Source organism: Pseudomonas sp. DWRC2-2 (assembly GCF_049897885.1).
Classification (GTDB): domain Bacteria; phylum Pseudomonadota; class Gammaproteobacteria; order Pseudomonadales; family Pseudomonadaceae; genus Aquipseudomonas; species Aquipseudomonas azotoformans_A.
Genome location: NZ_JAFCXD010000001.1, coordinates 617411 through 642290 on the forward strand (window position 1 = coordinate 617411; position 24880 = coordinate 642290).

Below are 24880 nucleotides of genomic sequence, written 5' to 3' on the forward strand. Positions count from 1 at the left end.
CCCCACCAGTGGTCAGTGGTCGGCGATGATTTACCAGTAATCATAGCACGAGATGATTTGACGTAATCAAAATGATGATGATATGATTTTGATATGGGCACGATAGATATGCTTATGCAGCATCTCTGGTGATGCAAGAAAGACGGTTAGAGATCATCAGGAAACACCAGAAACAAAAAGGCCGATCAAGTTCGTACCTTGACCGGCCTTCGGGAAAAGACGTCTGAACAGGCTCCAGATGTCTCTCGCGCTTTGTTGAGAAGCGTTGCGATGGTAGCCCCTGTGGGTTTCTTTCGCAAGGTAGCGAGTTCTGTATTCGAGCCTACCTCAGCAGGAGACACTCCATGTCCCAGATTGAGATGTTCGACAAGCCCGATGGGGAAGGTGAGGTCATCTATCGCATGACCATCACAACCAAAACGGGCAAGGTGATTCGACGTGCAAACGGTCAGCCGTTTCGTATCGTCATTCGCCCTAAAGCAGCCAAGTAATATGGCTGCTTAACAGAGCTCAGGGCACACAAGTGCCCTGCACTCTCTAGCTTCCGATGAAGAAATTCCATGAGCCTAGATTTCTATGATCGTGATCGGATGCCGATAGCATATACCGATGACGATGAACATTTGTACTCGTACTGCGGTCGCCCCGTAGCCTACATCCATGAAGGCTCCATTTACTCCTATCCTGGTCACCATCTAGGTTGCATATCCGATGGAGTGATCCGCGACAACCATGGCCACATTGTGCTTTACACAGCGGACTCCAGAGGTGGTTGTGAGAAACCGTATCTTCTACCAACCCGCAGAAGGTTCTCAAGCAGATGCGATACCTCAAGTGTCGACGACGCGCTAAGCATGAAATCCCGTTTCGGCTCTCCTGGTGGTCGAAGATGCCTAGTCAGGAATTCTTCTCTTGACTAGCGGACTACACGCCGCCTTTGAACGGGCATCCCTAATAGAGGCAGGCAGCGCTTGGTAGCCTGTAAGAATGCTCCAAGATGCCCACAGTTTTGGTACTAGGGGATTGTGATGGAAGACCTCGCTACAAAAATCATTCCACTGGTACAGACACTTGTTCCAGGCTTTCTGACCACCATGATCTTCTATTGGTTGGCCGATGTTAAAAAGCCCGGACAGTTTGAGCGTACAGTTCAAGCGCTGATCAGCACGGGGCTGATCACGATGCTGGTGTCAGGCATCAAGCCCGTTCTGTTCTACATTGGCGAGCATCACTTTCAGCTAGGGCAGTGGACGGTTCAAGTAGAAGGCGTTTGGGGAATAGGCTTGGCGACATCCCTAGGCCTATTGTTAGCCTTCGCTTCGAACCACGACTATCTATACAGATTTGGCAGGTGGTTGACCTTGACGTCTCGCTCGTCGTACCCCGAGTGGATTTATGCCTTCCGCAAACGCGAAGGCAAAAGCGTGGTGCTTACCCTGCTTGATGGACGGCGATTATTCGGGTACCCGTCAGTATGGCCAACCGAGCCTAAAGATGGGCACTTCCTCATTACACAGCCAAGCTGGATGAACGAAGAGAATGAGTGGGTCGACACGCCCGGCATCGAGAGTTATTTGATCGCAAACAGCGATGTGTACCTAGTCGAATTTCTAGAGTAGGAGATCAGAAATGAATAACGAAAATAAACCTAGGCATCACGTGCTTGAACAGCGAACTGGTAATGAGGGAATGAATGTTAATCCTCCTGCGCCAGCTAATATCCGTCCCTCAGCACCACCGCCTGCTCCCCCTAAAGCGCCGAAAAAATAGAGGTCGAAATGTACGAGGAAAGGGGTATATCGCCCCAACCACGCAAACCGAGTGGCGGACATTCAAATCCACCCAAGCCATTCGCTCAGCGCCCGGCAACTCCACCTAAGGCCCCTCCACCACCCACCAAAAGGTAATCCCATGACAAACCAATCCGGCGGAAGAGTTCATGTGAATGACGGTATCAGCAAACAAACAACCAGCCAAAGACCTGCCGCGCCGCCTCCACCTCCGCCGCCACCTAAAAAACGATAGAACGTCAGCTCGCAGCTTCGCGGCGAGGAGCTGATGTCCGAATGGGAAGCCCGCCTGGATAATTGTTATGCCAGTAGGCTCCTCCCTGACATCATCGTTAGTTAGCACAGTTTCAGGCGAGCTCAAACCCTAACCCAGTAAGCGTCTCTTTCTCTGCGACCTTCAGTTTCTTCACCGCCCAGATGAGCATGTAGCGCGGACGTGAGCTCGCCACGTAAGCAAACCTCGCGCCTTCGGATGCTGGGTCGGCCAGCCACTCTTTCCAATGGGAAAGGTGAATGCCCTTTTGAAGAGATGACACGACCACAGTCGCATCGTGAGTCTCGCCTTTGACTTGATGGATGGTCTCGTAGCGTAGGACGTCTGCGACTGGTTGTTGAGCAACCGCGTGGTTAAGGCGGACGGACAGTGCGATGTCACCCTGCTTTGCGGGTGATCGAAGTACCAGCTCCCTAAGCGGCTCAAGATCTCCACTGATTTCGTCCAACACGAAAGCCTGATCCGGCAAGTTACGCATGGTTTGTTTTGCTAATGCTGCCCACTCCTTCCACGTCAGGTTTGTATCCGCAGCGCCAGCGGCAACCAAGTGCTTCAAACATTGGTGAATGAATTTCCGCCAGGCAAGCTTCGACTCAATCGCTACCGGGCAATGGGGGCCTGATCTTGTGACGTGCAGGGCGAGCCTGCCAGCCAACCATTCAGCGAATAGTGCTACCGCGACGTTCAACTCCTTGTTGCTCCCATTACTGGCAGCCACACATGCCAGTGCCAACACTTCAACGCCCTTGAAGCTGTCGCCTCTGCGAAACCGTTGCAACGTGCTGTGCCCACGAGCGACAACGACAACTTTCTCATAGCCATTGGTGAGCTCGTTGATCTTTGGAATGAGCTCTGATGGGCATTTTGTGTACTGGAGCAGAAGGGGCTTAACTGTAGCAATATCGGGATTCCCCGAGATCCGATCGATTCGCAGCAAGTCACTGCAAAAATCCACGATGGATTGCCCACTTCTCCAATTCGCTGTGAGTGGCAGCTCTGCGAAACGGAGCTCGGCAAGGAGTGCCTTCACATTGTCTGGATTAGATTTTCTGAACCCGTAGATCGATTGGTTCAAATCGCCTACGAAGTGGAATTTAACACCAAGGCCATGGAGCTTGCGTACCATGGCCAGTTGCTCTGCTGACAGGTCTTGGCACTCGTCGACAATGATCAGTGGAAATCGCTTCGCCAGGCGCTGGAAATAGCCCTTAAGAGCGGGCCTCTTGAGCGCCGCCAGGGCAATCATGTCCATATCTTTGTACGTTGCAAAACCTGCTTCCCAGAAGCGCTTCTTCGTGTCGATCAGATCTTCCAAGGCAACATTAGTGATGTGAGCGTCATTGAGTTGTTTATCTCTAGTCCGCTCGCCGGTCGAGAACGTGAAACCTTTGGTCTCAAGGTCGTAGTTATACTTACAGGCGGAGACCGAACGGCCACAGATTTTTTTGCGAGTGTGGAATATGTCGGCCTTGTTTTCCAAGATCCTGATCCGACTGTCCCCATCCTTCCCTGGAAACTCAGTGACCTCGCTCGCAATGCTTGCGACCATCCGGGAATGGACAAAGCTATCAAAGGTGGACACTAGGTGAGGAAACCCCAGCGGCTCTCCTAGATAGCGAACCAATCTGTTTTTGAGCTCGTCCGTTGCGCTGTTGGAGAAGGTCAAAACCGCTATCCCGCTAGGGAAGCGAGTCCACTCTTCAACGACCTTGGCCACCATGGCCGCGACGACCTCAGTTTTGCCACTGCCTGGGCAAGCGTTGAGATAGACATGCTGATCGATAGGTGCGCCGATATAAGCCTTCTGCTCGTCAGTCAGCTTGATCATTGAGCGGGGGCTCCTCGAGTCCGCAAGCCCAAAGAATGGCATCACGGATGTAGGCTGGTACGACGAATTCGCCTTCCTGCTTCTCAAGCTCTTCGGCAAAAGCCTGCGCGTAGATTCCTTTTCCAATACTGGTGGAATCGATGCGATATAACAGCTCAGCCGCGTGTGCTGCTCGCTCGGGACTTTTCATGTCGTCAAAAACAAGCTTCGCTCTTTCTCGCAGCTCTGGAGCTACCGTTCCTTCCTGGGCAGGCCAAAGATCGGCAGCTAGGGAGAGCATCATTCGTAGGTTCGCGCCCTCCATAGCGATATCGTACTCGAAGGTTTTGTACTGACCTGCGTAAAGGCGGCCAAACTGAGACTGTCCAATCTTGGCAATGTAGGCGAGAGCATGGTTCTCACCGTCCCTCAAATCGTCGTCGTTCGGCGTGTACTCAACTGCCACCTGCTTCCCACCTTCAGCATCGACTTTAATCGTTTTGGGTGGATCCTTGTCGGTCAAACCCGCGCAACGTATCGGCACGTCCTCTCCTGCGCTCTCATCAGTCACGTCACAGAACAGCTGCATGAAATGCTTGAAGTAGATCCCACCTAGGTTTATGACGGACACACCGTAATCCTCCAGTGTGTTTTCGCCCTCGCCGTACTGAGCTAGCACCCTACGTGCCAGCTCCGGGATGACCATCGCTTCTGCTATGCCCTCAACCAAGATAGAGCCTTTCGAAAAAAGCAGGTTGGATTTAGTAACATCGAGCCACCGATCAATGAATTTCCTGCTGGGCTCTGGAAGCCCACACGTCCGCAGAGGTATCGCGATCGGGGTGCATTTGTTGGAGAGATGGATGATTTCGTCAACTGACACTGCGGATGAGATGACCGTGGAATGGGTGGTTACAATTACCTGAATACTTTTTTCTTTGGCCACAGTGCTGAGGTGCTTCAGGAGACGTATCTGAAGCTGGGGATGAAGGTGGGCTTCGGGCTCTTCAATCAACAGAAGCCGCAAGTAGGTCTCTTCCCCGCGCTCCTCCTCAACCTCTAACGTGAGCTCAGCCAGAATCGACGCAATGTAGAGCAGGTTGTTGTAGCCAAGACTGTTTTCTTCTAGAGACCGAAACTGCGTAGCGTCCGCCGCAGCGAGGTTCGGGAAGTAGAGCAATCGCAGACCTTCAACGATGCGTGAAAAGCTTACTTCCGAGAACTGAATGAGTGTGTTCTGGGACAGGTGCATCCCTAACGCAGCCCTCAAGCTATTCCCAATTCGTTCATTCGCTTGCTTGATTGCGTAGTCGTCGCTCGCGGAAAGCTCTTGGTTGAACGCCCCAACTCGCTCCTCCAAGGGATGCGGTTTCCCCTCCTTACGAGCGGTATCAAGTTCCTTGCGGCAGAGCGCCTTCAGAAGTCGGGCTAGACGGGACTGACGTCCATCCCGGAGTTTTGTTTCTGCGTCACGCAGAGGCGGTAAGTAGATGCAGTGAATAAGGTCGAGGGTCTCGGTTTCCAGCGCTGCAGCTCGTGCATAACCGCCATAGAGTTGGCTTTTGAACCGCCCCCGAGATTCCACATTCAGCGCGGTAAAAGTGAGTTTCGCCTCATCTTCGTTGCCGCACCAATCCCTGAATGCAATGGCATCGTTCTCATCTAAATCAGAGAAGGTGGCTTGAATATCAATCCTTTGTGCCGCTACTGCCGCCTCGTGAAATCCACGATGAAAATCTCTCTCGTTGATTAGACGCTTGCCAGATTCGGAGTCGTTAAAGAGCTGGCGGACGGCCGCGATGACACCTGTCTTACCGGCTCCGTTCTCTCCCACCAGAACATTGAGACCATCGTGGAACTCAATCGTGAAAGGCTCGCCGAAGCATTTGAAACCGTGAATATCTAAAGTACGTAAATACATGAGCGTCCTTTCTTCCTGAGAATCCATCGTGGCTTAGTAGGGCCATCATTACCTAAAAAGCTGAGTCGGCAAGAGGTAACGCTTCCAACAGAAGCTAGGTAGCAGCACTGGAATCATATTGACATCACTAGGGTATGTTTCTCAAAATTAAACCTTTATTTGGCCCGCAGGGACTCGCCCCCAAATGCTCAAACGACTCCTCGATTCGGTTGCCCAGGCTGCCGATCAAGTGAAAGAAAGCGTATCCGACGCCTTCGACTCCACTAAAGAGGCTGTATCAAGTGCAACCGATAAAGTCGTCGATGTCGTCTCCGATGCTTACGATGCCACTGTCAACACGGTGTCCGAAACCTCGGAAAAAGCGGCGGCAGTTGCCTCGGACGCATTCGGCGCTACCAAAGAAGCAGTATCAAATGCGACCGATAGAGTTGTCGACGTTGTCTCTAATGTCTACGACGTCACGGTTACTACAGTGTCCGAGACTTCGGAAAAGGCTGTGACCGCTGCCTCGAATGCTTACGACGCCACGCACAATACCGTCTCCAACGCAGCAGTGGTCGTAGGTGATGCCATTACTGGCACCTTTGAATCAGCGCGAGACGTACTGGGCAGCGGCTTCGACGCGTCCAAGGATTACGTCGGTAACTTTGGCCAATCCATGACTGAGTTTTGGGCGGCACGCAAAAATCGCGAAGATGCAAAGATTAAGGAAGCTGAGTCCCGAGGTGAGGCAAAGGCGAAGGCGTTGTATTTGGAGCGAGAAAACAGGTTTGAGTCGGCGCTTGAAAAGGCTACTTCCCGGCTTACAGATAACGACAGCTACTTCCGGATGCTCATTGCTATGCAAGCCGTAGCACAGGCTTGTGCAGCCTGCGATGGCATGGTGAGCCGGGATGAGCAGGAGCAGATCGACGAGCTATTGCTCGGCATGGGAGCCAAATGGCTTCCTCCTCAAGTTCGTAGCGCTCTCGATGCACAGATTGATCAACCTCCTTCGCTGAAAGAGGCGTTTGTAATTGCTCAGGCCGTGGGTGCCGATGCCCAAGACCTGTTTCAGGAAATCATCCGTTTTGTGATTCACCTGGATGACGATGTTACTGATGCGGAGACACAGTTCTTGTCGCACTGGGTTCAACTTCGCGCCAGCGCCTAAGGAGACTGACATGACGGATCGAATTGATCGTTTTAAAGCCCGCCGTCAGTTGCAGGCGAAGCTACGTGAAGAGCCGACACTCGTTGCTCTTCCAGAATCTGCTGATGCTTTAGCGATGCTGCAGCAATCGATTGATAGCCAGCGTGTTGACTTGGCATTCAGCGCCCTCTCAATAGACTTTGATACACGGGTTAGTGAAGCGGAGGTTGATGCGGCAATGCTGGACTTCACTAAGACGTTTAACGGAGAACGTTTTGACCAATTGATTACGGACAGTCGCCGCGAGGTGCTCCAGGCGGTAGTCGTTCCGTTTGGTTTAGGCAAGGTTCTGTCTGTCTATGACAAGGTCGGTGGGAACGTAGATACCATCCATAATGCCCGCAAAGAGGTCTATGCAACCGAAGAGGCGCGTAATAACTATGCGAAAGTTCCCCCGATGGACAAGGCTCTTCGAAAAACGTTTGATCGTGACTCGCGCTACGTTGACAAGAACCGTAGAGACACTACAGATCAGGCGTCGGGCGATCTGAGAGACGCATATACAGGTGAGATCTTTGGGCCTAAACAACTCGATAAACGCAACCTTGATCATACGATCTCAGCGGCAGAGATCCATCGAGATCGTGGTCGAGATCTCGCAGGTCTTGAAGCCATACCTCTAGCGAATAGCGCCTCTAACCTGAACCCTACGAAGGAGCGCTTCAACCAATCTAAAGGCGACCAGAAGGTCGAAATTCTCGTCAAGCGCCTGCAGCAAGGGGCCCCTGCTCGGCTTGAGCGGATTGCGGAGTTGCAATCCAAACCGGCGTCAGAACTGACTATCAAAGAGCGTAACGAGCTCAAACTTAATCTGGAGAAGCAAACCATTGCTGACAATCCAGAAATGATACTGACCAAAGACAAAGCCGCGCGCGAAGAGTACGAAGCGAAGCTCAGCGACGCCCACTACAAGAGTGAAAAATTCAAAAAGAACGTGATTGATACCAGCATGAAAGAAGGTGGCAAAATGGCCTTTCAACAAGCATTCGGTCTCATGCTAGTCGAATTTTTCGCCGCCACTTTTGACGAGCTTCAGGATTTTTATCGTAATGGAGCCGCTCATGATCGCTGGTGGCCAGAACTACGCTCACGTATGGAGCGTGTGGCGTGCCGAGTGGGTAGCAAATGGAAAGAAGCTCTTGCTGCCGGAGGCGCAGGATTCGTCGCCGGAGTTCTATCGAACCTGATCACCGTTTTTCTGAATACCCTCATGACTACGAGTAAACGGGTCATACGCATGTTCCGTGAGGGTTTTATGTCTCTGCTGCGTGCCCTCAAGACGCTTGCGATGCCACCGAAGGGCATGACGTTTAGAGAAGGCGCTCATGAAGCGTTGAAAGTCATCGGTGCCGGCGCGATAGTTATAGGTGGAGTCGCACTTGAGGAGTTCATTGAAAAGTTTATATTGACCATCCCTGGCCTTGGACTTATCGGCTCCGTGGTCTCTGCAGTTATCATTGGCGCATTGACTGGCATCACAAGTGTTTTTGTTGTGTATCTGATCGACCGTCTGGATCCGTTAGGGGTCAATCGCAGTCGCGAACTCAAAACTTTGCATGAACATCTGGATAGGGAACTGGATGCAGTCATGGTTCGAAATGACGGTTTGCTGTTGAGGCTTGAGGCGACGCTAGAGTGCTAGGATCAGAACTCTGCTCCTTTTATATCTGCATAGCGCAGCAGGACTTAACTAAGGAACGGATCGCCCCCCCCCACGGCATAGCAGATCGGTGATGGGTAGGAGTTGTAGAGGATCTCTCACTTTTCTTGGTAGATCAGCTCTTTCACGTCGATGACAACCTGGCTTTCCTACACCAGAGTGAATGCTGTTTTCTTGAGGTCAGATGACATGAACCACCCTCTGTTCGACATTGACCTCAAACGCGTCTCGCACTAGCACTACATTACAGGGAAAGCCGCCATCAATTCCCCCCATCCAGGAAGCACCACGGGTGGGTGGCATTTTCTTGCCTATTTTGATCGGGAATCCGGCGAGGCCAAGGTGTCATTGGCAGGCATCCATTTGCCTGAAACTACAGGCTACTTTGGCGACCTGGGCATCACTGACGTCACTGATCAACTAGCTGAGCGTGGCTGGATTGTTGAGGGACGGCGGCTGAATATGGCGGATCACAGCAGAGCTGCTGCAGACATGATCGTGAGATGGGCACTGAGCGAGTCCAACCACTGCAGCGTCGAAATTGATGACTGGTTCCCCTCTCATGCGGAAAGACAGCGGCTACTTCAGATTCTAGATACAGGAAGGTCACAGCTTTCCGAGGTTGGCCGATGGAAAAAAGTGGAAACGTGGCTTACGCAAACCCTCAGCTAGGGTCGCCGCTAGTCCGGATCGCAACAGAACAGGCACCGAGATGGGTTCTTCGCACGATTAACGGGAGCCCACTCAGGTCTTTATCCCGACATTGCAGGTCGTTGACAACACTACATATGGTGAATAGGATGAACATATAGCACATCATATGGTGTATGCAGCTATGAACCGTGAAAGCATCCAGCAAGCAGCCCATCGTCTTCATAAAGAAATTTGGGACAACCAGGAACGCTTATGGCCAAACCGGCACCTAACGCCTTTTCAGATGCTGGCACCTGAGGTCGCGGCCCATATTTTGGGACTTGATTACCAGCTCCTTCCTAACCTGGGCTCTCCACTCTTCGGGCGAGAGGGAGAGCGTTTCAAGGCTGCTGGCTTAATGAATCGCTCGATTCGACGCATAGCTGTTTCCACCGAATTCCCAATGAATGTAATCCGGTTCACTGGCGCTCATGAGGTCGGTCACTTTGTGCTTCATGAAGATGAGGTGATGCATCGTGATAAGCCTTTGGACGGATCGGCACGAGGACAAAGTCGCCCTCCCAAGGAAAGGGAGGCTGATTACTTTGCGGCGTGTTTTTTGATACCAGCCCGACTTCTACTGGATGCTTTTGCTGCTCAATTTCAAATGAAGGGCCCTTTCCCCTTCACCGATACCACCTGTTACCACCTCAACCCTTCAGATCCGTGGTCGCTTCTGAACGCAGAAAGGGATTCGCTTGATCGAGAGATTTCGCTGGCAAGGTGTGCCCGGTTCAACAACCGTAATTTGATTCCACTTTCGGTTCAATTTGGGGTTTCGGATATTGCGATGGCGATTCGAATCAAGGAGCTTCAGCTAGTACGCTGGCCCTAGCCTCTATCCTCCTTGATACTCTAGTGCCGATGCTCATTGGTGCGTCGGCCCAAACGAGTCCATGGTTGGTGGGTTTTCGACGAAATCGATGGACATACTGACTTTGTCTTGCATGTGCTCGAAGACTTTATCGAGATGCGGATGAGCTTTCGATTCTCGCAGTGCATTAGCCAACTCCAGAAGCTCTCGGCCTGCTGCCAGCAGCAAGAGTTTGGGAGCGATGACTTTGATCCAGTCTTGCTGAGTCATTGCAGTCGGCACGAACAGGATCAGTTGCCAGTGTGTCGTTTGGCAGGATTGCTCTGCGCGGAGCCGAAGTAGGCATTGGGCCATCCAGTTAGGTCAAGGCACTGTCCGGAGAGGACTAGCACTATGATCGGCACCTAGGCTTGAGGCCTACAAAGGTCTTTCAGAAAGCAATAACAGCAGTCAATAAGCGCGAGAGATGAATTCTACTGGCATGACCGCAATGCAAAGAAAAATCCATATGCAAATGCTTTTTGATCTTTAAGTATTTGAAGAAATTGTCGATATTATTTGTGTTAATCCACTTCACCTAGCCCCGGACACCGAGAAAAAAAGGCACTGCAAAATGGCAAGAAAAAAATCGAAGACGAGTAGATCGTCGACAATAAAACCAGATTCCCTCACGCCCATAGAAAAAACAAAGCTAGATAATTATCGCAACAAAATGGCAGCTGTGTGGCTCGCTATTACTTTCGTATGGTTGGCGGGTGGCTTGCTTACCGTGGTGAACGCATCTGAAATTTTGGCTCGAGCCAACAAGCTCGACACCGCTTTTCAGATTGGATATGCAGCCATCACTGTTGCGTTTATGGCTTACAGACTGCGCTCCAGAAAGCTAATAGTCTCGTCCCCAACATTCACTCAGGACATGGGCACTAGCATCCATAAGGCAAAGAAATTCAATAATATAGAGCTACTGAAAGGTACGATTGCCTTTGGCCTGATCTGGATTCCGGCGTTGCATTTTTCAGGCTTGCTTGATCCAGTGTTTATCTACTTCGGCATCTCCGCTTCCTCAGTCACAAATACAGCAGTTCAATGGCTAACCAGCGCGTTTGCATATCTGGCAAGCAACGCCTTGGCGGGCATCATCGGCGGTATCGCTTATGACCGTTTTAAGCGCAAACCCGAATCATCCAGCATAGAAGGGTACGAATAAGCATCGCTTAATATTTTGATTGTTGAATACTGAAACACTGACGTTCGAGTTCACCTGAGCCCACTGCCGTATTTACATAAAGCAGCTTGCCTCCGCGAGCTGCGCCACTTGCAGTCAATCGACGCTAGCTCGAATCCTTGGCTTTTCTAGTTCGCTGGAACGTCTGGCGCGGCTAGCACTCATACGCAAAAAACAGGAAAAAGTGGCAAGACGCCATTTCACTTATGCATTACTATTCTGCGCCTTTTTCTCCTGCCGTCTAGACGATGTTCTGATGGTGCCATCCAAAATGTAGACGAAAGAATAATGAAACGGACTTCTCTCGCCGCACTGCTGATTTCACTACTGGCAGTAGCCTCCACTGCTCATGCACAGGAGCAGTCAACGACTCCAGATTGTGTAGAAAAAAATTATTCGCTGGCTGCGGGAGCAGACGTTACTACTCACGTCTGCGGTGAATACCAAACTGTCATAGCCTACATCCCGGCCAACATCTCTACACTCTCCGTCCAGGACATTCGGAGGAAAGGTACGGCCAAGGAAGCATATGGGACACTCGCCAACAAAAACACAATCTTGATAGCAAGCGGTGGCTTTTTTGGATTCAGGTCAGACGGTGTCGAAAAGCCGATTGGGTTGATCAGGTCTAATGGAAAACGCCTCGTCAAGCTCATGGAATGGGATCACGGCGGCATTCTGGTTTCTGATCGCAAGGGGAATGTAAAAATAATCCCGGCCCAGAACCGTAATCAAGCGGGTGCTTGGCCTGAAGCCATCCAGTCTAAACCGATCATCCTCTACAAGGGCGCAATTGACGTCCGCCAAAACCCTAGGGACTCTGAATTCAACCGCGTTGCGATCGGTTATACCCTCGAGGGGGAGATGCTGGTCGTTGGGGTGTTCCACTCATTCAGCCAAGCTTCCACCCTTTATGACTTCGCACAGGCCTTCAAGAACATCGCAGATAGTCGGGGCCTAAAAATTCACAGGGCGCTTGCTTTGGACGGTGGTGCGGGGGCTCAGATACACATCCCCTCCAGAGGCCTGCTGTTCGGCGACTCCGGAAGATCGTACTTCCCGAACGCCGTTAGAATCGACCGTTTGGCTGAGAAATAGCCATGTTCGATTTTAAAAAAATGCTGACCGTCAAGTGGGGAGTATTTGCTGGCGTCTTGGCGTCCTGCGGAACGGGTGTAGCTTGGTGCGTAACCAACGCGGAGACGATGAAAAATCTCTATACCATGCTTCAAAGCCCTGACGCCCGGGTGTTAATTGACGCTGACTCTAAGACACTGAACATCGGTGAAACCAAGGACTTGGTCATTAAAATCTATCCGACGGCGCAACATAAGCTGCCCCCTGGGACAGTCACCGTCACATCGTCCTCAGAAAGCTTGAAGGTGATCCCTACGGCTAACGCAGAGGTCGCCGAATTCAGCGGCTCGGCTCTTCTCAAGCAATTCAAAATCCGTGCTATCAGCTTTACTGACGCTCCGATCAAGGTTACGGCGACCTACCGTACTGGTGACCTCGAACGAAATTCTGATCCCATCAGTTTCATCATCGAGCCTCAACTGCCAGCACTTAAACCACATTTCGAGCGGACGGATACTAAACGCGTCATTCTTACGGGTGAGTGGGAGGTTGTACTGGGCGCAAATTCAGGCGCTCTGAAGCTCATCCAAGTAGAATCCAAGCTAAACGGATCATTCGATTTACCTCGCTACAAGTGGCAGAGCGGATTGATCACTGGCAGCAAGGATGGCAACACCTTCCGTATGCTGTTTTCGATACCGTTCAAGTCTGTGGAGGAACGCCTCTGGGTGGTAGGTGACTATGTGTTAGAGAAGGAAACAGGGAGCATTCAAATGCGCGGGTGTGCCTATCATCTGAGAAAAGCTCCAACTCATAAAACAGAAGCAGGTGCGCAAGGGGTCGAATGCTCGAACGCAGTGAAGTTTTCCAACTGGAGAACCCTACAGGCAGACACATTCATGGCGACGGCGAGCTTCGATTTCGGAAGCGACTACTAAACGTCACGCTCGTGAAGCCAGTCTTAAATCGTTTGACGCCTTTATCCAAAAAGTGAAGGTTAAACTCAGCCCACCTTCACCGTTGGTAGCGTCCCCATTGTGGTGCCGCTCCTACGCTTAGGATTTTGGCTTCAGATTTTGTGTGTCGATGCTGGTTCAATGGGAGTAGCACAACAATCCTCTAGCTGGGGTAGCGTGCAACAATCATTTAATCACTGCTCAAGTTTTAAATTTCTGCTCCGTTTAGTTAGTCATGCGACTTATTATTTTGGAGTAAATCGAACCTATGATCACAAAACTGCCTCCGAACAGATTCTTCACTTTCAAGTGATGGTTCGCCCGGGGGTGACTCAGACGAAATTAGGCTTGCCATCTTCACTCGGCCCGGGATCGCCGAGGGCGAAGTCATAGGCGATGACAACAGCTACGCAGTTCTCCTGGATACAGAATCCGACGACATAATTTCAATCAAAATCGATGATTCGCGCTTCAGGCTCACGCCTCAGCAGGCGACGGCGCTAGCCTCAGCACTCACTGAGCTTTCAAGAGATGAAGGATGAGTCCCCGCCCCCCTTACACGGGAGTGCATCTAAGAGTCAGCAATCTTCATCATGGAGAGGTGACCATTACGCGCAAGAAAACCTTAAACGCTTGCTGAGGAGATAGCGATTGCACAGTTTACCAGTTTGGGTATAAGCGTGCCCCTGCGGGGATGGTTGTCGTGAACCGAGGCTGGCGGAGCCGAGTCTCGGCCCTGCCGGGCTTCCATCCTCACGCCTGCGCGCTCCGCTTGCCTTTTTATGTTTTTTGGTTGTCGTTGGATGGTACATCTCGACGATGCTGGCGCTCGATACGAACTCCATCCCCCCAGGCCGCACGCTATGTAATTTTCTTGCGAAGCTAACGCTACGCATGGCGCTTAATGATCGATAAGATAGGGCCCTATATCAGTTGTGCGAGCCAGGTATGGCAAGGCTTCCAAAGGCAAAGGGAGTAAAAGCTCTCAACCCAAAACCGAAACCTCAGCAGAAAAAGGTCGCAAGCCCTATTTCAACTGGCGGGCGTGGCGGTGCGTTTGAGCAACGCGTACAGGCGGTGCGGTTACTCGCTATGTGCCTAGGCCTCCCATGTGCCGGGCTGCGCGAAGGATTTGCCATCGTTGGGTTGCTGTTCCAAGGTCGAGGATTTGACCACAATACTGACGACCTTGTTGTCCATGCTGCGTCGGCGAGCACTGGACAGAAAGCAACCATCAGAATGCAGATGAAGCGGTCACTCAAGGCGACTGCCAATGACGTTTTTACCGAAGCCGTAGGGCTTGCGTGGCTCGATTTCATCACGCCAACATTCCAGCGAGGACTGGACGACAATTTGATCGTCTACCACGTGTCTAGCTCGTCATCCATGGAAGGCGCGGTAGAGGTTGTCAGGCTCGCCTTGGCGTCTCTTTCACATGAGTCCTGGTACACCCGTGTGCATTCAGAGGGTCTGAGTAACGCTCGGAACCGGACTGCTTACGCCGCCATCAAGGCTGCAGCTGAGCAATACAATGAGGCCACGGTTAACGACGAAGACCTGCGCCAGTTCGCGCTCCACCTGAAGTTCGTCCCCCACGACTTGGACTCGGATCGCACTCAGGAAACCGGATACCAAAAGCAATTTATCGCCCAGGCATTACCTAGCCGGGACAGCGGCGCAGTGTGGTCGCAGTTATTATCTGTGTGTGCTGAGCTCAATGGCACGGCCGGAGAAATCGATCTCTCTTCCGCTTCAGCCCATCTGGGTGAACTTGCCAAGGAATTTCATACGGCCAAGCTGATACGCGAGAGTGTGCGGGCCTACCAAATGGGTACGATGCCTGTCAGCCATGAGCGCGCGTCAGAGCTTACCCCGCTGGCGGAATATCTCGCTCCCCTCCTCTCCGTTGGCCGCGCTGCCGGCAGCACACTGCTTACTGATGACCTCCCCATCGCAATCCAAGGGTCGGAAACTACATTTGCTACGCGCCAGCTCGACCGCATCAGCACGCTGCACAACGATCGCCGATACAAGGATGCCTTGACTCAGCTGGAACTCCTCGAGGACGAGCTGGACACGTTTGATATTCACCAGAAGGCCCGTTGGTATTTCCTTCGTGGGATGTGCTTCTGGCATCTTGGGGACGATGAGATCGCCTCGACAGATCTTGAGGCAGCCGCAAACCTTTATACCGACGATGACCGTATCGCTGCGGGTCATGTCAGGGCTCACATGCTCAAAAATGATGTGCAGGCTGCTCTCCAGGTTGGCCACGCGGCACAGGCTCGCTTTCCGGAGTCGTATTCGGTATGGATCGCTTACACCAACGCAAGAGTCCTCAATAGAGAAGAGCTAACTGAAGACGAGATCCCCGAAGCCTTTCGCGATAAATCCGGGGCCTGGCAGATGGTGGCCAGTTCCAGGGCTGGCGCCGGGGACGATCTTGGTGCCGTCAACGCTATCAAGGAAGCTTTGGAGCAGCCTGACTGTTCCATTTTCATCGTCGAAAACTATCTGCGTTTTACGCTGCGACTCGCTACGGACAACCCGTTCCACGTGAACACGCGATCTCAGCCCCTGGATCGACGTGAGCTCATCATGGATGCCATGTCCAAGTTTGAAGATCGCGAGAATGCTCTATGGGCCGAGCAAAGTCCCAGGACAAAGACTGACGTCGTGTTTCACCTCGCCTATGCGTATCTGCTATTGGGGCAGCCGGCTCAGGCGTTGGACATGATCGAGCAGGGAAGACAGCGCGGCGTCCCAGAACATGAGACTTCGGCCCGAGTGGAACTTGAAGCCCTATGCGATTTGAATCGTGAAGGTGAAGCTGTTGATCGCTTCTCCGATCGCCTTGAACAGCTTCCTGATGACGCACTGGTGATCTTCGGCCAAGCATGCTTGGTTGCGGGTAGAGAGCCAATGCTCGAGTCTGCCTACGGTGTACAGGTGCAGCGGCCTGTCACGGAGGAGTCGGCGAAAGTGCTGCGGATACTCCGCCACATGCACTGGGAATTGTTGCTGCGTCAGCAACACAATGATGCAGTTCAGCAAGAGCTTAAGCTGCTAGGTGTCACTCCCCAGAACAGCAATATTACCGATGGGGTTTTCGCTGCTCGGGCCTTTATCGATAACGAAGCAGTGCGCCAGGCATTCGAGAATCGTGTGGCTGAACTCGCACAGCAAAGCAGCGATTTGCTGGAGCTGTCCATGGCATCGCAGTGGATGCTTCATGCACGGCGTCACGATGACGCTATCGCGATGCTCGAGCGCGTGCTTCCTCGCGACTCGTTCACTCCATTGCACGTTGATCTTCTTCACGCATACGCCCTAACTGATCAGCGCGCGAAGGTTCGAGATCTGCTGGAGTCACTTCCTGGGGAATGGCGCCAGTCCGCAGATGTCCGAAACGTGGCTTTGAACGTTTACGGTAACGCCGGTGATTGGCCCAGGATGCTTGAAATCGCAGAGATGATCGTTTCTGAGAGCCCCCTTGATGCCAGTGCATGGTTGTTGCTGATCCAGGTTCTAGCCAACATAAAACCTCGGCAGATGGGCGCGTGCATCGCCACGCTTCCTGTCTTTCTCGAAGGCTCCGCTCAGGATCAATTGAAACTTGCTAACGCAGAGATCAGTCAGGGGATGCATGATCGAGGCATCGCCCGCATTTACCGCACCATGCGAGTGAACTTGGGCAATCTTGAGGCTGCGGCTGGTCACATCTCACTCATGGTCATGGCATCCGGCACGGTGGACTCTTTCCTCACCAACCCAGTTGAGGTCGGTTGTGGTACTTCAGTCGAACTCGAAGACAGCAACGGCGGCAGCGGTTACGTTTCAATAGATTTTAACATTGACCCACCTCTCTCCCCGACCGCGGAGTTCATCGCTGCGGACTCCGCGCAGGCTGTAGCGCTTATTGGTCTCAAAGTTGGCGAAACCACAACAATCCGCAGCTTGATAGGAGAGCAGACGCTCAAGGTTAAGCGGATAGTGACTATTCACCGACGGTTGCTCGACCTATCATATGGGCAGGTCTCAACCGCGGTCGTTCCGAGCAAAAATTTAGTCGCCATGACCATCCCCACTCGTGAGGACGGCGAGCTGGATATCTCCTTCTTCATCAAGCAAGTCGAACAGAAAAAAGCACATGGTCTGAACATAATTGGTCTCTACGGCCAACATATGGCCACGCTTGAACTTATCGCGCGGATGCTCGGTGTGGATGTGATCGATCTCGTAAGAGGCTGGCCCGATGAGGGGCCACTACTTGAGGTCTCGATGGGCGTGGGCCAGACCCACGATGCATTCCCCGTTGACGCTGCCCGCGATCTCCCGTGGGTAGTCGATCTCTCCATGTTGGTTGAGCTTGCGACGCTGGGAATGCTCAATGTATTGGAGCACATCCCAAGGTTGTATGTAGCTGCTGCCACCATGCAAGCGATCAAAACGAAGATCGAGTCGTCAGCGCGATTTCGCGAGGGAGGGACGCTCTTCTCACACGAAGGGCAACTCGGTATGCAGGAGCAGACTGAGGAAAGTTGGCATCGGGAGCGCGCTTTTCTCGATTCAATCTGTGCGGCTGTTGATGAGTATTGTGAGGTGGTACCGGCATACGGCCCCCCCTTACTACCGGCACAGATGCACGCGCTCAGAGACATTCTGGGTGACGGAGAGTATGCAACCCTGCTTGTCTGCCTAGAATACGGCGGTGGCCTACTGTCGCTAGATGCCCGCCTCCGCGCTATAGCAGGGTTCCTGGAGATCAAAGGGGCATCTCCTCAGATGCTACTGACGAATGAGCTGATCTCAGAGCGTTTGGTGCAAAGCGAGTACTCCCGGGCAATTGTTCAAATGGTGATGACCAGGCGCAGCTTCGTCTCAATCCAAGCTGCCGACCTTATCGCCATGATGAGTCATGGTGAGACGTTTGCAAACATAGGTATCAACCGGTTGCGCAGCTATCTGGCCGAGCCGAACCTCACATTTGATAGTGCCGTGCCCGTCATAACCGATTTTGTCTGTTTGATGTTCTTGCAGGTGCGTTGCAATCTAGGCGTGATGCTGCAGCTGATTGAATATTGCTTTGAACCGATGTTCCGCCACCCAAGCTGCCCTGACGATTTTCATCGCTCGGCGTACACACGGCTCCTGCTCACGTTAGCTGGTGTGAAAATCAATTCCATGGCCCGCAAAGCCATCAGGCACAGGCTACATGTTGCGATGCAGCGCGCAGAGCGACCTAGCAAGCCGGTGACACTGGAGGCGAAGGTTTCCTTCGCTTATGCAGTCCCTTTCTGGGCAGTCGCGGTGCCCTCACCACTGGCTTCTATTCGGCTAGAGGCCCAAAATCCTGCACCAGCATCGGTTGAGAGCGGCCATACCGAGGTAAGCAGGAAAGTGGATTAGCATCCATATAGGCGAGCATTAGCCACGGATCCAGTTCACAACTTCCGTCTATGCAAGACTCACCAATCATCTGGTGCTTCAGGATCTACAGCTAGATTTCCTTTACCGGCTGCTGCCGCGCCATGCTCCTCGCCTTCCTCATCAGTATCCGTTACAGCCGAATCGAAGTATTCCTCATCCATACTGTCAAACTCGAAATCACGGTCGATTTCGTCATCCGAGTCGAAATCAATAGCCTCCGCTGCTTCGATCTTGACTTGAAATATAGCCGGTAGCCTGGCTTCCTGGTCATAAAAGCTAACATCAGCGTTTAGCAGTGCTGCGAAGCAGGGGTCGGCTTCTATGAAAGCGATATCTGGATTTCCGAGCCACAGCCGGCGACCCCCTTCGTAAGCCAGTAACCAGTTGTTCCCTTTGAGTGCCTGATCTGTGAGCGGTAGACCCGTTAAAGCCGCAAGATCTACCTCACCGTCGACTAAATCTGAATGAATGAGATCCAGAGCGATGAGCGAACATACGGAGCTCTCCATCTGAAGCACCTGACGGATCAAAGGGGCGTCAAGATGGATGCTGAGCTCCTTGCACAGCCAAAGGAGCCAGGCAGTCTCACTGTGGTGGTTCGCGGCGGCAGCTGACTCCAACAGATTTCGGCTGAAAGCGCCGAGAGCGTTCATATTCAATGGATAACCATAGCGATGGTAGGTCGCGAGGATTTGGGTAATTACCTGCAACGTGTTGGGAAATCCATACCCACATTTGAGAAAGTACGCTTCGGCGATCGCCCAGTTGGACTTCTTGACGATGGATGAGGACAGCTGCTTTAGGCCATATTTGACTAGGCTCTCGTCCTTGAACCTTGATTCAAGTGAGAACAACATCTCGAAATAGTGGTGAATATCGTCTTTCTGCTGACGCTTTTTCGCTGAGACGGTCAGTTTCTTGAGGCTGTATTTCCAGGATTCCTGGACGAGCTCTCGCACTTCGACGATCTTCGTCTTGGAGGCGTTGATCTGGAGCTCGTAAGCACTGACGCATTTGATGATGATTGCCAGCGCCCTCTCAGCTTCCTCACGTTTGTTGAAGAAGAAAGTGAAGTCGTCGACGTAGCGAAATCCCTTCGGCCATCCACCCAATTCAGCGCAGATAGCCTCATCGATCGACACCCCGATTATTTCCGCGATGATGTGGGAGGTGTCGGGGCCAATAGGCAAGCCAATGGTTTGGCCATCCTGTGTCCCCATGCAACGACCATCAAGGATATTGCCAAAAAATTCAGGAGTTTTTTTGGTTTTGTTCGCCTTGGCAACCGGCTTGGTGTGCAGTGCCCACGGGATGGTGTGCGTGTACACAGTTGGGAAATAGCTCGATATGTCGGTGATCAGCGCGTAACGGGCCCCTGCAGATTGGCATACGCGCTCCTCATACAAGTCGCTGAACTTCGTCAGCTCGATCGCTCTGAGACTACCGTCGGTGCCGGGTATGCTGCGAGAGATTTCGCTTTTATCGTAATGCGCCCGTATCTGAGGCCAGTACTCACAGATCTCCTTAGCCAAGGCATAGAAACTAACAGGATTAGGGATCGAGGTTGTGCGCCTGCTGTAGGAGGATCTAGCGACCGAGAATTTCTCAGACTGAGAAGCGCCGGCCTGTTTCCCCGGCGCTCCGTCCCATACAGCCTTAATCTGCTCAATGCTGTCCGCGAGTCGCTTAGTGCCGAATCCCACCGGTAGCTGAATTGGAAAATATCCTTTAGCAAGCAGATCCTGCAACTGCATAACACTCATTCGCTCTGTATTTGAGGCTGATGATTTGTTCTTGGCGTAGGCGGCACACTGCCACCGCAGTACCGTGCCGCCAAAACCGGATTAAGCGTATTGAGGTCTGACGAGATGTGATGGTGTTGCCGTCAGAACAATGGACAAGCAGTACGTGGCTGTCCTGAGATTCTCAACTTGATCATTGAGTGTGTCGAGCGACTTGAGCCCATGGAAGAGGTTATTTCGCAGCCGGTAGATAATGATGAGCGTTGCCAGCAGCACATCATGCGGTTCATCGTTCTGCCCCAATAGAACACTTTCTACCAACACCCTGCGATCTCTAGCGCGAAACTCCAATCTGTCGAATCTGGGCAGTATGCCCTCTTCATTCGTATAGCGAGACCGCCAGAAGGCCACGCAACCACAAACCCCCTGATGCTGATCAGCGTTCGGTCGATACAGATCTGCAACGCGTTCGAAGGCAGCGATATTCCCCTCATTGCGGCACAGATTACCCTCGAAGAAATTCCACATGGTGGTGAAGTCAGCGATGGAATGCTGAGTCTCAGGGGTAAGGCGCGAGCCGCCCGCGGTGTTATCGGAGAACCACTGTGCGGCGTTGAACTCGGCGGGAACAGCCATAAATAAATTCCTTTTACAATCGAACATGAAACTCGAATAGCCTCGTAAGGCCATCACACGAGGAGCAATCGTACGTGCCCAATGGCCTGTCGATTGAGCCACGATGCCGCAAGCTACTCGATACGATACTTCCTGACTACCTCGCCTGCCCAATACTGATACGCATCATGGCCGTCTCCCCCGCTCTGCTCGGCAAGCATCTTCAGGAACCGCCACACCCGATCGCTGCGGCCTGATGCCCTCGACCGATCAAGAGTCTTGTTGATCAGCTACAGGATTGGTGCCCTTTTATGTTCTAAGTCTTGCCAAGGGCTCTGCGCCGCTTTGTGCCCGAAGAAGATTCGCCGCTTGGCCCGCAGCTTTCCGGTCTGGCCCGGTGGATACCGGACGCTGGGGGACAATAAAAATCGGCTGGTTGTCGATAGCAACGAAGTGCTCCACGGGAATGAGTTGGCCGGGAAAAAGCCTTAATGCTTGCTCAGGCTTTCGGGCTACGTTCAACCAGTGCCGCCCATAATCGGTCTCGCACCAGCGCGACAACTGCTGCTCCATCTCTCTTAATCGACGATGCATTGACTTGGGAGCTAGGTGCTCCCACCACAGGCGATTTAATCTAACCATCGTTAACCTCCTCTGAATTATCACCTGGTCGGTCGCATACTGCACGGCCTAGCCACCTCAAGCGCTCGAAGAGCTCGATCTGTAGAGCCAAGGTCGTTCAAGCATCGGGTTGAGTCGCATTGCTCCGTCACTAAATGCATTCTAGTAAAGGGGCCCCATAAAAAGGAAAAACCATATGTTCAAAGCGGCAGCTCAGCGCGTTTTAGATTTAATCAAAGAGGAGTTCGGACACCCCTCTTCCTTGGTAAAACTGATTACGGAGGAACCGGGCCTCAACAAGCCATTGGTTGAATACGAAAAAGGTATTTCCAGCGCAGAGGTCGTGAAGTGGAATGAGTTCGGCAACCTTTCTTATGAACGTAGCCGCCCATGCAAAGGTAGCCTCAACGGATTTGGGCACTACCTAGGAGCCAATCGAAACTATGGTGGCGTGTCACTACGTCGTGAGGAACTACTCAACCTCGGCACGACTCAAGAGGTGGAGAGATGGGAATGTGACATTCAGGACGTAGACGGCTTTTCAGCCTCCAAGTCAGAGCTCCGTTTGTTTAAAAGCATGGATGCGATGGTGGAGAAGAATTCGAGAGAGATGATTGATGAGATCACTCCGGAGAAGCTAACTGAGAACCTGGCTTGGGATGAGATCCGAATCATCAGCCGCGTGGATCATGACTTTTTTCAAACCTGGTCTTGGGATGGACGAGTTTTCTTGATGAATAGTGGTGGCTCCCATCATTTTGCTGCGTCTAAATACATCGCAAAACGCCTCAATATCAAGGTGCCTTTGAACGGTAGATACCGAGTTCATGGTATCAATCAGGTTGCTTTGGAGAGCCTTACACGAGATTTCGAAATCTTCGTGATGTCGTCTCATCATAGGCACCTAATGGGCTTTCACAAAGCCATGCGGAGCTTTAAGGCAACTTACTACTGGAAGGATCTGCCACGTCCATACACTGATCAATGTGCAGTTTTCCTACCGAAAGCTGAGAAAAGATCGGCCAAAGTCGCCGAGATTTTAAACGCGTCGGCTTTCCACGACCTCGGTCTTTATTTGAAAGGCCTATCCACGTTTGTCACGGGACGCTCTATGTTTCTCTAGATGCGTCATCTCGCTCATCCACTCGACCAGAAATTTCTGCCAGTCCGTGGCATATAGCCCATCTGTAAGTCGGGTGGATCCTTTGCTTGCCTGAAGAAAGCGTTCTCTCCATGGCTGAGGAATGCTGAGTTCCACGACTATATCGATACCGGAGTGATGCCGGCTCACCGGGACAGAATCACGAACCTCAATCGGTTCGAGTGGCCTGTCTGGAGGTACCGCACCGTTTCGCTCCTGGTGGTCGAGATCATCAAGGATGGCAAGGAGGTCGGATGCAGTGGGATCGCCAGGACGGAGGCATGTAAGGGCCCACAGAGTCCTTCGCCTAGCGCCCTCAAGCTGACGGAGTTCATCGTGGGTCATTTCAGCCGCATCCTTGTTGATTTGATATCGGACAATAGCTATGGCGTGCCGCCTGCGCGCTCCGCTTGCCTGATACTCGCATGGAAAGGAAAGGCTGGCGCAGCGAGTCTGAAGCCGGGGCAGGTGTAACCGTGCCATACGTACAGGACTATTACTTATGGAGCTTACTGAAGCGACTCGATAGCACTGCAGCTTCGGTAGTTTCCCAAGCTTCAGGATCAGACGTAGCGTTGAACATCACCCATGCCCTCCACAGGAAAAAGGCGGCAACCAAGCTCGACTCAATTACTGCAAATACCGTAGTGGTATACATATAATCTGAATTTTCCCCGAAGAAAAACAGCACTGGAAAGATCGAAGCGATCCAGCCGGCGACGAAAGTTAGACAAAATGCGATGGCCGCAGTGACCGTCAGGAAAATCGGGACTTGATATCTATACTGGGTTGCAAATGATTTCTCGCCGTTTTGCTTCGCTAGGCCGTACAAGATGCCTGTGTTTTTTTCTTTGTTATTGTTTCTTTTAAACAAGCCATACAAAGTTACACTCTCGCCGACCTCTAGCTCTTCGTAAAGCTTGTTCGACACTTGCAAATTCGGGATAACTGCACCGTCAATGCTGACTTTAGCTTTATGTCCGCCGTTCATTCGATCAACAGATCGAACGTAGTCAACTTTTCCTGAAACTTTTACGCAATCGAACTTCATCACTCACTATCCCTGCCTTCGCTTAAAAAAGTAGATCTGGTTCTTGCCAAGACGTCGCTCAGTGACGATTGCAGGCAGGCTTACGCGGGCCATAAACGTCGGACTTGATGAGCGCGTCCCCCATCGAGACGTCCCTTGCCGTGTCTTAGATGCTGCTCTCATGACCAATCCATCACCAATCCAAACATCCCGCCGCTATGATCAAATGACTGCCTGGCAAACCATATGTCACGATAATATCATCATCGTCTGTTTATCGAAACACGCTTACCGTGGCTCTATCCTCGCTTTTGAGGATCCGTCTCATGCATCTGAAAGAAGCGCTGGCAGGGGCGTTGCGTGGAGCTCGTGCTCATCAGGGGTTGAGTTACGAAGAGTTGGCGGGGGCAACGCACAGAACGTACGTGGGGAAGCTGGAGCAGGCCCGAGCGAATGCGACGTTGGAGAAACTGGAAGAGATCGCTGACTACCTAGGGCTCGACCTTTTGACGATGGTCACTCTCGCTATTGCTGCGCAGGGTGAAGAACTCCCGTCAGAGGCTTTACAGCGTACTGCCTTGCGTGTCAGGGAATTCGAGATGTCTGGAGGGTGGCAGTTGGTAGAGGAGCAATTCAGTGATGGAAAGCTAATCAAGCGCTCCCAGGGTAAGCCTAAGCAGCCGCTTAATGCGCATTACGTTCGAGCCCTGAAAACGCAAGGTTTCGACCGAAAAACAATCGCTGAAAAGCTCGGCATTGCCAGAAGCACAGTCCAAAAATACTGGAATACATAAGCCTGCAGAACATCGGAAATCCTGCAATCTGAGCAAATCGCAGTTGAGGCCGACGAGTTAGCTCGTCGAGTGAACACTACCTGGCTGACTTTGCATTC

19 protein-coding genes are annotated in these 24880 nt (G+C 52.1%); 13 read left to right on the forward strand and 6 right to left on the reverse strand.

From position 1 onward, the window contains the following. Positions 1-344 precede the first annotated feature (344 nt). The 3 genes from ACP7EW_RS03070 (at position 345) to ACP7EW_RS03080 (ending at position 1619) form a co-directional block, all read left to right on the forward strand. Complete coding sequence (locus tag ACP7EW_RS03070; RefSeq protein WP_410239493.1) at positions 345-491, forward strand: hypothetical protein; 147 nt, start codon at positions 345-347, stop codon at positions 489-491. A 69-nt stretch (positions 492-560) separates the two neighbouring features. Then, positions 561-920, forward strand: a complete 360-nt coding sequence (locus ACP7EW_RS03075) for a 4-fold beta flower protein (RefSeq protein ID WP_426215202.1) — start codon at positions 561-563, stop codon at positions 918-920. A gap of 108 nt (positions 921-1028) precedes the next feature. Further along, the gene (locus ACP7EW_RS03080; protein WP_426215204.1) at positions 1029-1619 is read left to right on the forward strand and encodes a DUF6338 family protein; all 591 of its coding nucleotides are present in this window, start codon (positions 1029-1031) and stop codon (positions 1617-1619) included. Between the two features lie 518 nt (positions 1620-2137). Here the strand turns inward: ACP7EW_RS03080 and ACP7EW_RS03085 are convergent. Together ACP7EW_RS03085 and ACP7EW_RS03090 are read right to left on the reverse strand one after the other, a co-directional pair. After that, positions 2138-3889, reverse strand: a complete 1752-nt coding sequence (locus ACP7EW_RS03085; RefSeq protein ID WP_426216370.1) for a UvrD-helicase domain-containing protein — start codon at positions 3887-3889, stop codon at positions 2138-2140. After that, complete coding sequence (locus ACP7EW_RS03090; RefSeq protein WP_426215206.1) at positions 3876-5792, reverse strand: ATP-dependent nuclease; 1917 nt, start codon at positions 5790-5792, stop codon at positions 3876-3878. Before ACP7EW_RS03090 ends, ACP7EW_RS03085 begins: the two co-directional genes overlap by 14 nt. Before the next feature lie 184 nt (positions 5793-5976). On the opposite strand from ACP7EW_RS03090, the gene ACP7EW_RS03095 reads away from it, so the two are divergent. The 4 genes from ACP7EW_RS03095 (at position 5977) to ACP7EW_RS03110 (ending at position 10172) form a co-directional block, all read left to right on the forward strand. Further along, on the forward strand, positions 5977-6945 hold the full coding sequence (locus ACP7EW_RS03095) for a hypothetical protein (RefSeq protein WP_426215208.1): 969 nt from the start codon (positions 5977-5979) through the stop codon (positions 6943-6945). A gap of 10 nt (positions 6946-6955) precedes the next feature. Continuing rightward, the gene (locus ACP7EW_RS03100) at positions 6956-8626 is read left to right on the forward strand and encodes a hypothetical protein (RefSeq protein ID WP_426215210.1); all 1671 of its coding nucleotides are present in this window, start codon (positions 6956-6958) and stop codon (positions 8624-8626) included. 261 nt (positions 8627-8887) lie between these two features. Continuing rightward, entirely contained in the window at positions 8888-9316 is a 429-nt protein-coding gene (locus tag ACP7EW_RS03105; protein WP_426216372.1) for a hypothetical protein, read from the forward strand. A gap of 163 nt (positions 9317-9479) precedes the next feature. Beyond that, the gene (locus ACP7EW_RS03110; RefSeq protein WP_056789435.1) at positions 9480-10172 is read left to right on the forward strand and encodes an ImmA/IrrE family metallo-endopeptidase; all 693 of its coding nucleotides are present in this window, start codon (positions 9480-9482) and stop codon (positions 10170-10172) included. Between the two features lie 33 nt (positions 10173-10205). On the opposite strand, the gene ACP7EW_RS03115 is transcribed toward ACP7EW_RS03110, so the two are convergent. Then, on the reverse strand, positions 10206-10421 hold the full coding sequence (locus ACP7EW_RS03115; RefSeq protein WP_426215212.1) for a hypothetical protein: 216 nt from the start codon (positions 10419-10421) through the stop codon (positions 10206-10208). Between the two features lie 343 nt (positions 10422-10764). On the opposite strand from ACP7EW_RS03115, the gene ACP7EW_RS03120 reads away from it, so the two are divergent. From ACP7EW_RS03120 to ACP7EW_RS03135, 4 genes are all read left to right on the forward strand, one after another. After that, on the forward strand, positions 10765-11358 hold the full coding sequence (locus ACP7EW_RS03120) for a hypothetical protein (protein WP_426215214.1): 594 nt from the start codon (positions 10765-10767) through the stop codon (positions 11356-11358). A gap of 306 nt (positions 11359-11664) precedes the next feature. Continuing rightward, positions 11665-12474 (forward strand): phosphodiester glycosidase family protein, encoded by an 810-nt coding sequence (locus ACP7EW_RS03125; RefSeq protein ID WP_426215216.1) that lies wholly within the window; start codon positions 11665-11667, stop codon positions 12472-12474. A gap of 2 nt (positions 12475-12476) precedes the next feature. Further along, positions 12477-13391 carry a hypothetical protein gene (locus tag ACP7EW_RS03130; protein ID WP_426215218.1) on the forward strand — a complete coding sequence of 305 codons (915 nt, stop codon included), beginning with the start codon at positions 12477-12479 and terminating at the stop codon, positions 13389-13391. Positions 13392-14357: 966 nt separating this feature from the next. Then, the gene (locus ACP7EW_RS03135) at positions 14358-18818 is read left to right on the forward strand and encodes a PIN domain-containing protein (protein ID WP_426215220.1); all 4461 of its coding nucleotides are present in this window, start codon (positions 14358-14360) and stop codon (positions 18816-18818) included. A gap of 59 nt (positions 18819-18877) precedes the next feature. Here ACP7EW_RS03135 and ACP7EW_RS03140 read toward each other — a convergent pair whose 3' ends face one another. Together ACP7EW_RS03140 and ACP7EW_RS03145 are read right to left on the reverse strand one after the other, a co-directional pair. Further along, complete coding sequence (locus tag ACP7EW_RS03140) at positions 18878-20593, reverse strand: RNA-directed DNA polymerase (protein WP_426215222.1); 1716 nt, start codon at positions 20591-20593, stop codon at positions 18878-18880. A 90-nt stretch (positions 20594-20683) separates the two neighbouring features. Continuing rightward, the gene (locus tag ACP7EW_RS03145; protein ID WP_213939617.1) at positions 20684-21217 is read right to left on the reverse strand and encodes a hypothetical protein; all 534 of its coding nucleotides are present in this window, start codon (positions 21215-21217) and stop codon (positions 20684-20686) included. 796 nt (positions 21218-22013) lie between these two features. Between ACP7EW_RS03145 and ACP7EW_RS03150 the strand changes: the two genes are divergently transcribed. Continuing rightward, positions 22014-22940 carry a DUF6685 family protein gene (locus ACP7EW_RS03150; protein WP_426215224.1) on the forward strand — a complete coding sequence of 309 codons (927 nt, stop codon included), beginning with the start codon at positions 22014-22016 and terminating at the stop codon, positions 22938-22940. Between the two features lie 514 nt (positions 22941-23454). On the opposite strand, the gene ACP7EW_RS03155 is transcribed toward ACP7EW_RS03150, so the two are convergent. Beyond that, a complete protein-coding gene (locus ACP7EW_RS03155; protein WP_426216374.1) occupies positions 23455-24009 on the reverse strand; it encodes a hypothetical protein in 555 nt (184 codons plus the stop codon). 305 nt (positions 24010-24314) lie between these two features. Here ACP7EW_RS03155 and ACP7EW_RS03160 point away from each other — a divergent pair, with 305 nt between their 5' ends. Continuing rightward, complete coding sequence (locus tag ACP7EW_RS03160; RefSeq protein ID WP_426215226.1) at positions 24315-24782, forward strand: helix-turn-helix domain-containing protein; 468 nt, start codon at positions 24315-24317, stop codon at positions 24780-24782. The last annotated feature ends 98 nt before the right edge of the window (positions 24783-24880 follow it).

Excerpts from the sequence above, each read along its gene's own strand:
- ACP7EW_RS03095 (WP_426215208.1), top strand. The coding sequence starts at position 5,977 with ATGCTCAAACGACTCCTCGATTCGGTTGCCCAGGCTGCCGATCAAGTG.
- ACP7EW_RS03155 (WP_426216374.1), bottom strand. The coding sequence starts at position 24,009 with ATGAAGTTCGATTGCGTAAAAGTTTCAGGAAAAGTTGACTACGTTCGA.
- ACP7EW_RS03130 (WP_426215218.1), top strand. The coding sequence starts at position 12,477 with ATGTTCGATTTTAAAAAAATGCTGACCGTCAAGTGGGGAGTATTTGCT.
- ACP7EW_RS03080 (WP_426215204.1), top strand. The coding sequence starts at position 1,029 with ATGGAAGACCTCGCTACAAAAATCATTCCACTGGTACAGACACTTGTT.
- ACP7EW_RS03120 (WP_426215214.1), top strand. The coding sequence starts at position 10,765 with ATGGCAAGAAAAAAATCGAAGACGAGTAGATCGTCGACAATAAAACCA.
- ACP7EW_RS03110 (WP_056789435.1), top strand. The coding sequence starts at position 9,480 with ATGAACCGTGAAAGCATCCAGCAAGCAGCCCATCGTCTTCATAAAGAA.
- ACP7EW_RS03075 (WP_426215202.1), top strand. The coding sequence starts at position 561 with ATGAGCCTAGATTTCTATGATCGTGATCGGATGCCGATAGCATATACC.
- ACP7EW_RS03115 (WP_426215212.1), bottom strand. The coding sequence starts at position 10,421 with ATGACTCAGCAAGACTGGATCAAAGTCATCGCTCCCAAACTCTTGCTG.
- ACP7EW_RS03145 (WP_213939617.1), bottom strand. The coding sequence starts at position 21,217 with ATGGCTGTTCCCGCCGAGTTCAACGCCGCACAGTGGTTCTCCGATAAC.
- ACP7EW_RS03125 (WP_426215216.1), top strand. The coding sequence starts at position 11,665 with ATGAAACGGACTTCTCTCGCCGCACTGCTGATTTCACTACTGGCAGTA.
- ACP7EW_RS03100 (WP_426215210.1), top strand. The coding sequence starts at position 6,956 with ATGACGGATCGAATTGATCGTTTTAAAGCCCGCCGTCAGTTGCAGGCG.
- ACP7EW_RS03070 (WP_410239493.1), top strand. The coding sequence starts at position 345 with ATGTCCCAGATTGAGATGTTCGACAAGCCCGATGGGGAAGGTGAGGTC.
- ACP7EW_RS03150 (WP_426215224.1), top strand. The coding sequence starts at position 22,014 with ATGTTCAAAGCGGCAGCTCAGCGCGTTTTAGATTTAATCAAAGAGGAG.
- ACP7EW_RS03140 (WP_426215222.1), bottom strand. The coding sequence starts at position 20,593 with ATGCAGTTGCAGGATCTGCTTGCTAAAGGATATTTTCCAATTCAGCTA.
- ACP7EW_RS03090 (WP_426215206.1), bottom strand. The coding sequence starts at position 5,792 with ATGTATTTACGTACTTTAGATATTCACGGTTTCAAATGCTTCGGCGAG.
- ACP7EW_RS03135 (WP_426215220.1), top strand. The coding sequence starts at position 14,358 with ATGGCAAGGCTTCCAAAGGCAAAGGGAGTAAAAGCTCTCAACCCAAAA.
- ACP7EW_RS03160 (WP_426215226.1), top strand. The coding sequence starts at position 24,315 with ATGCATCTGAAAGAAGCGCTGGCAGGGGCGTTGCGTGGAGCTCGTGCT.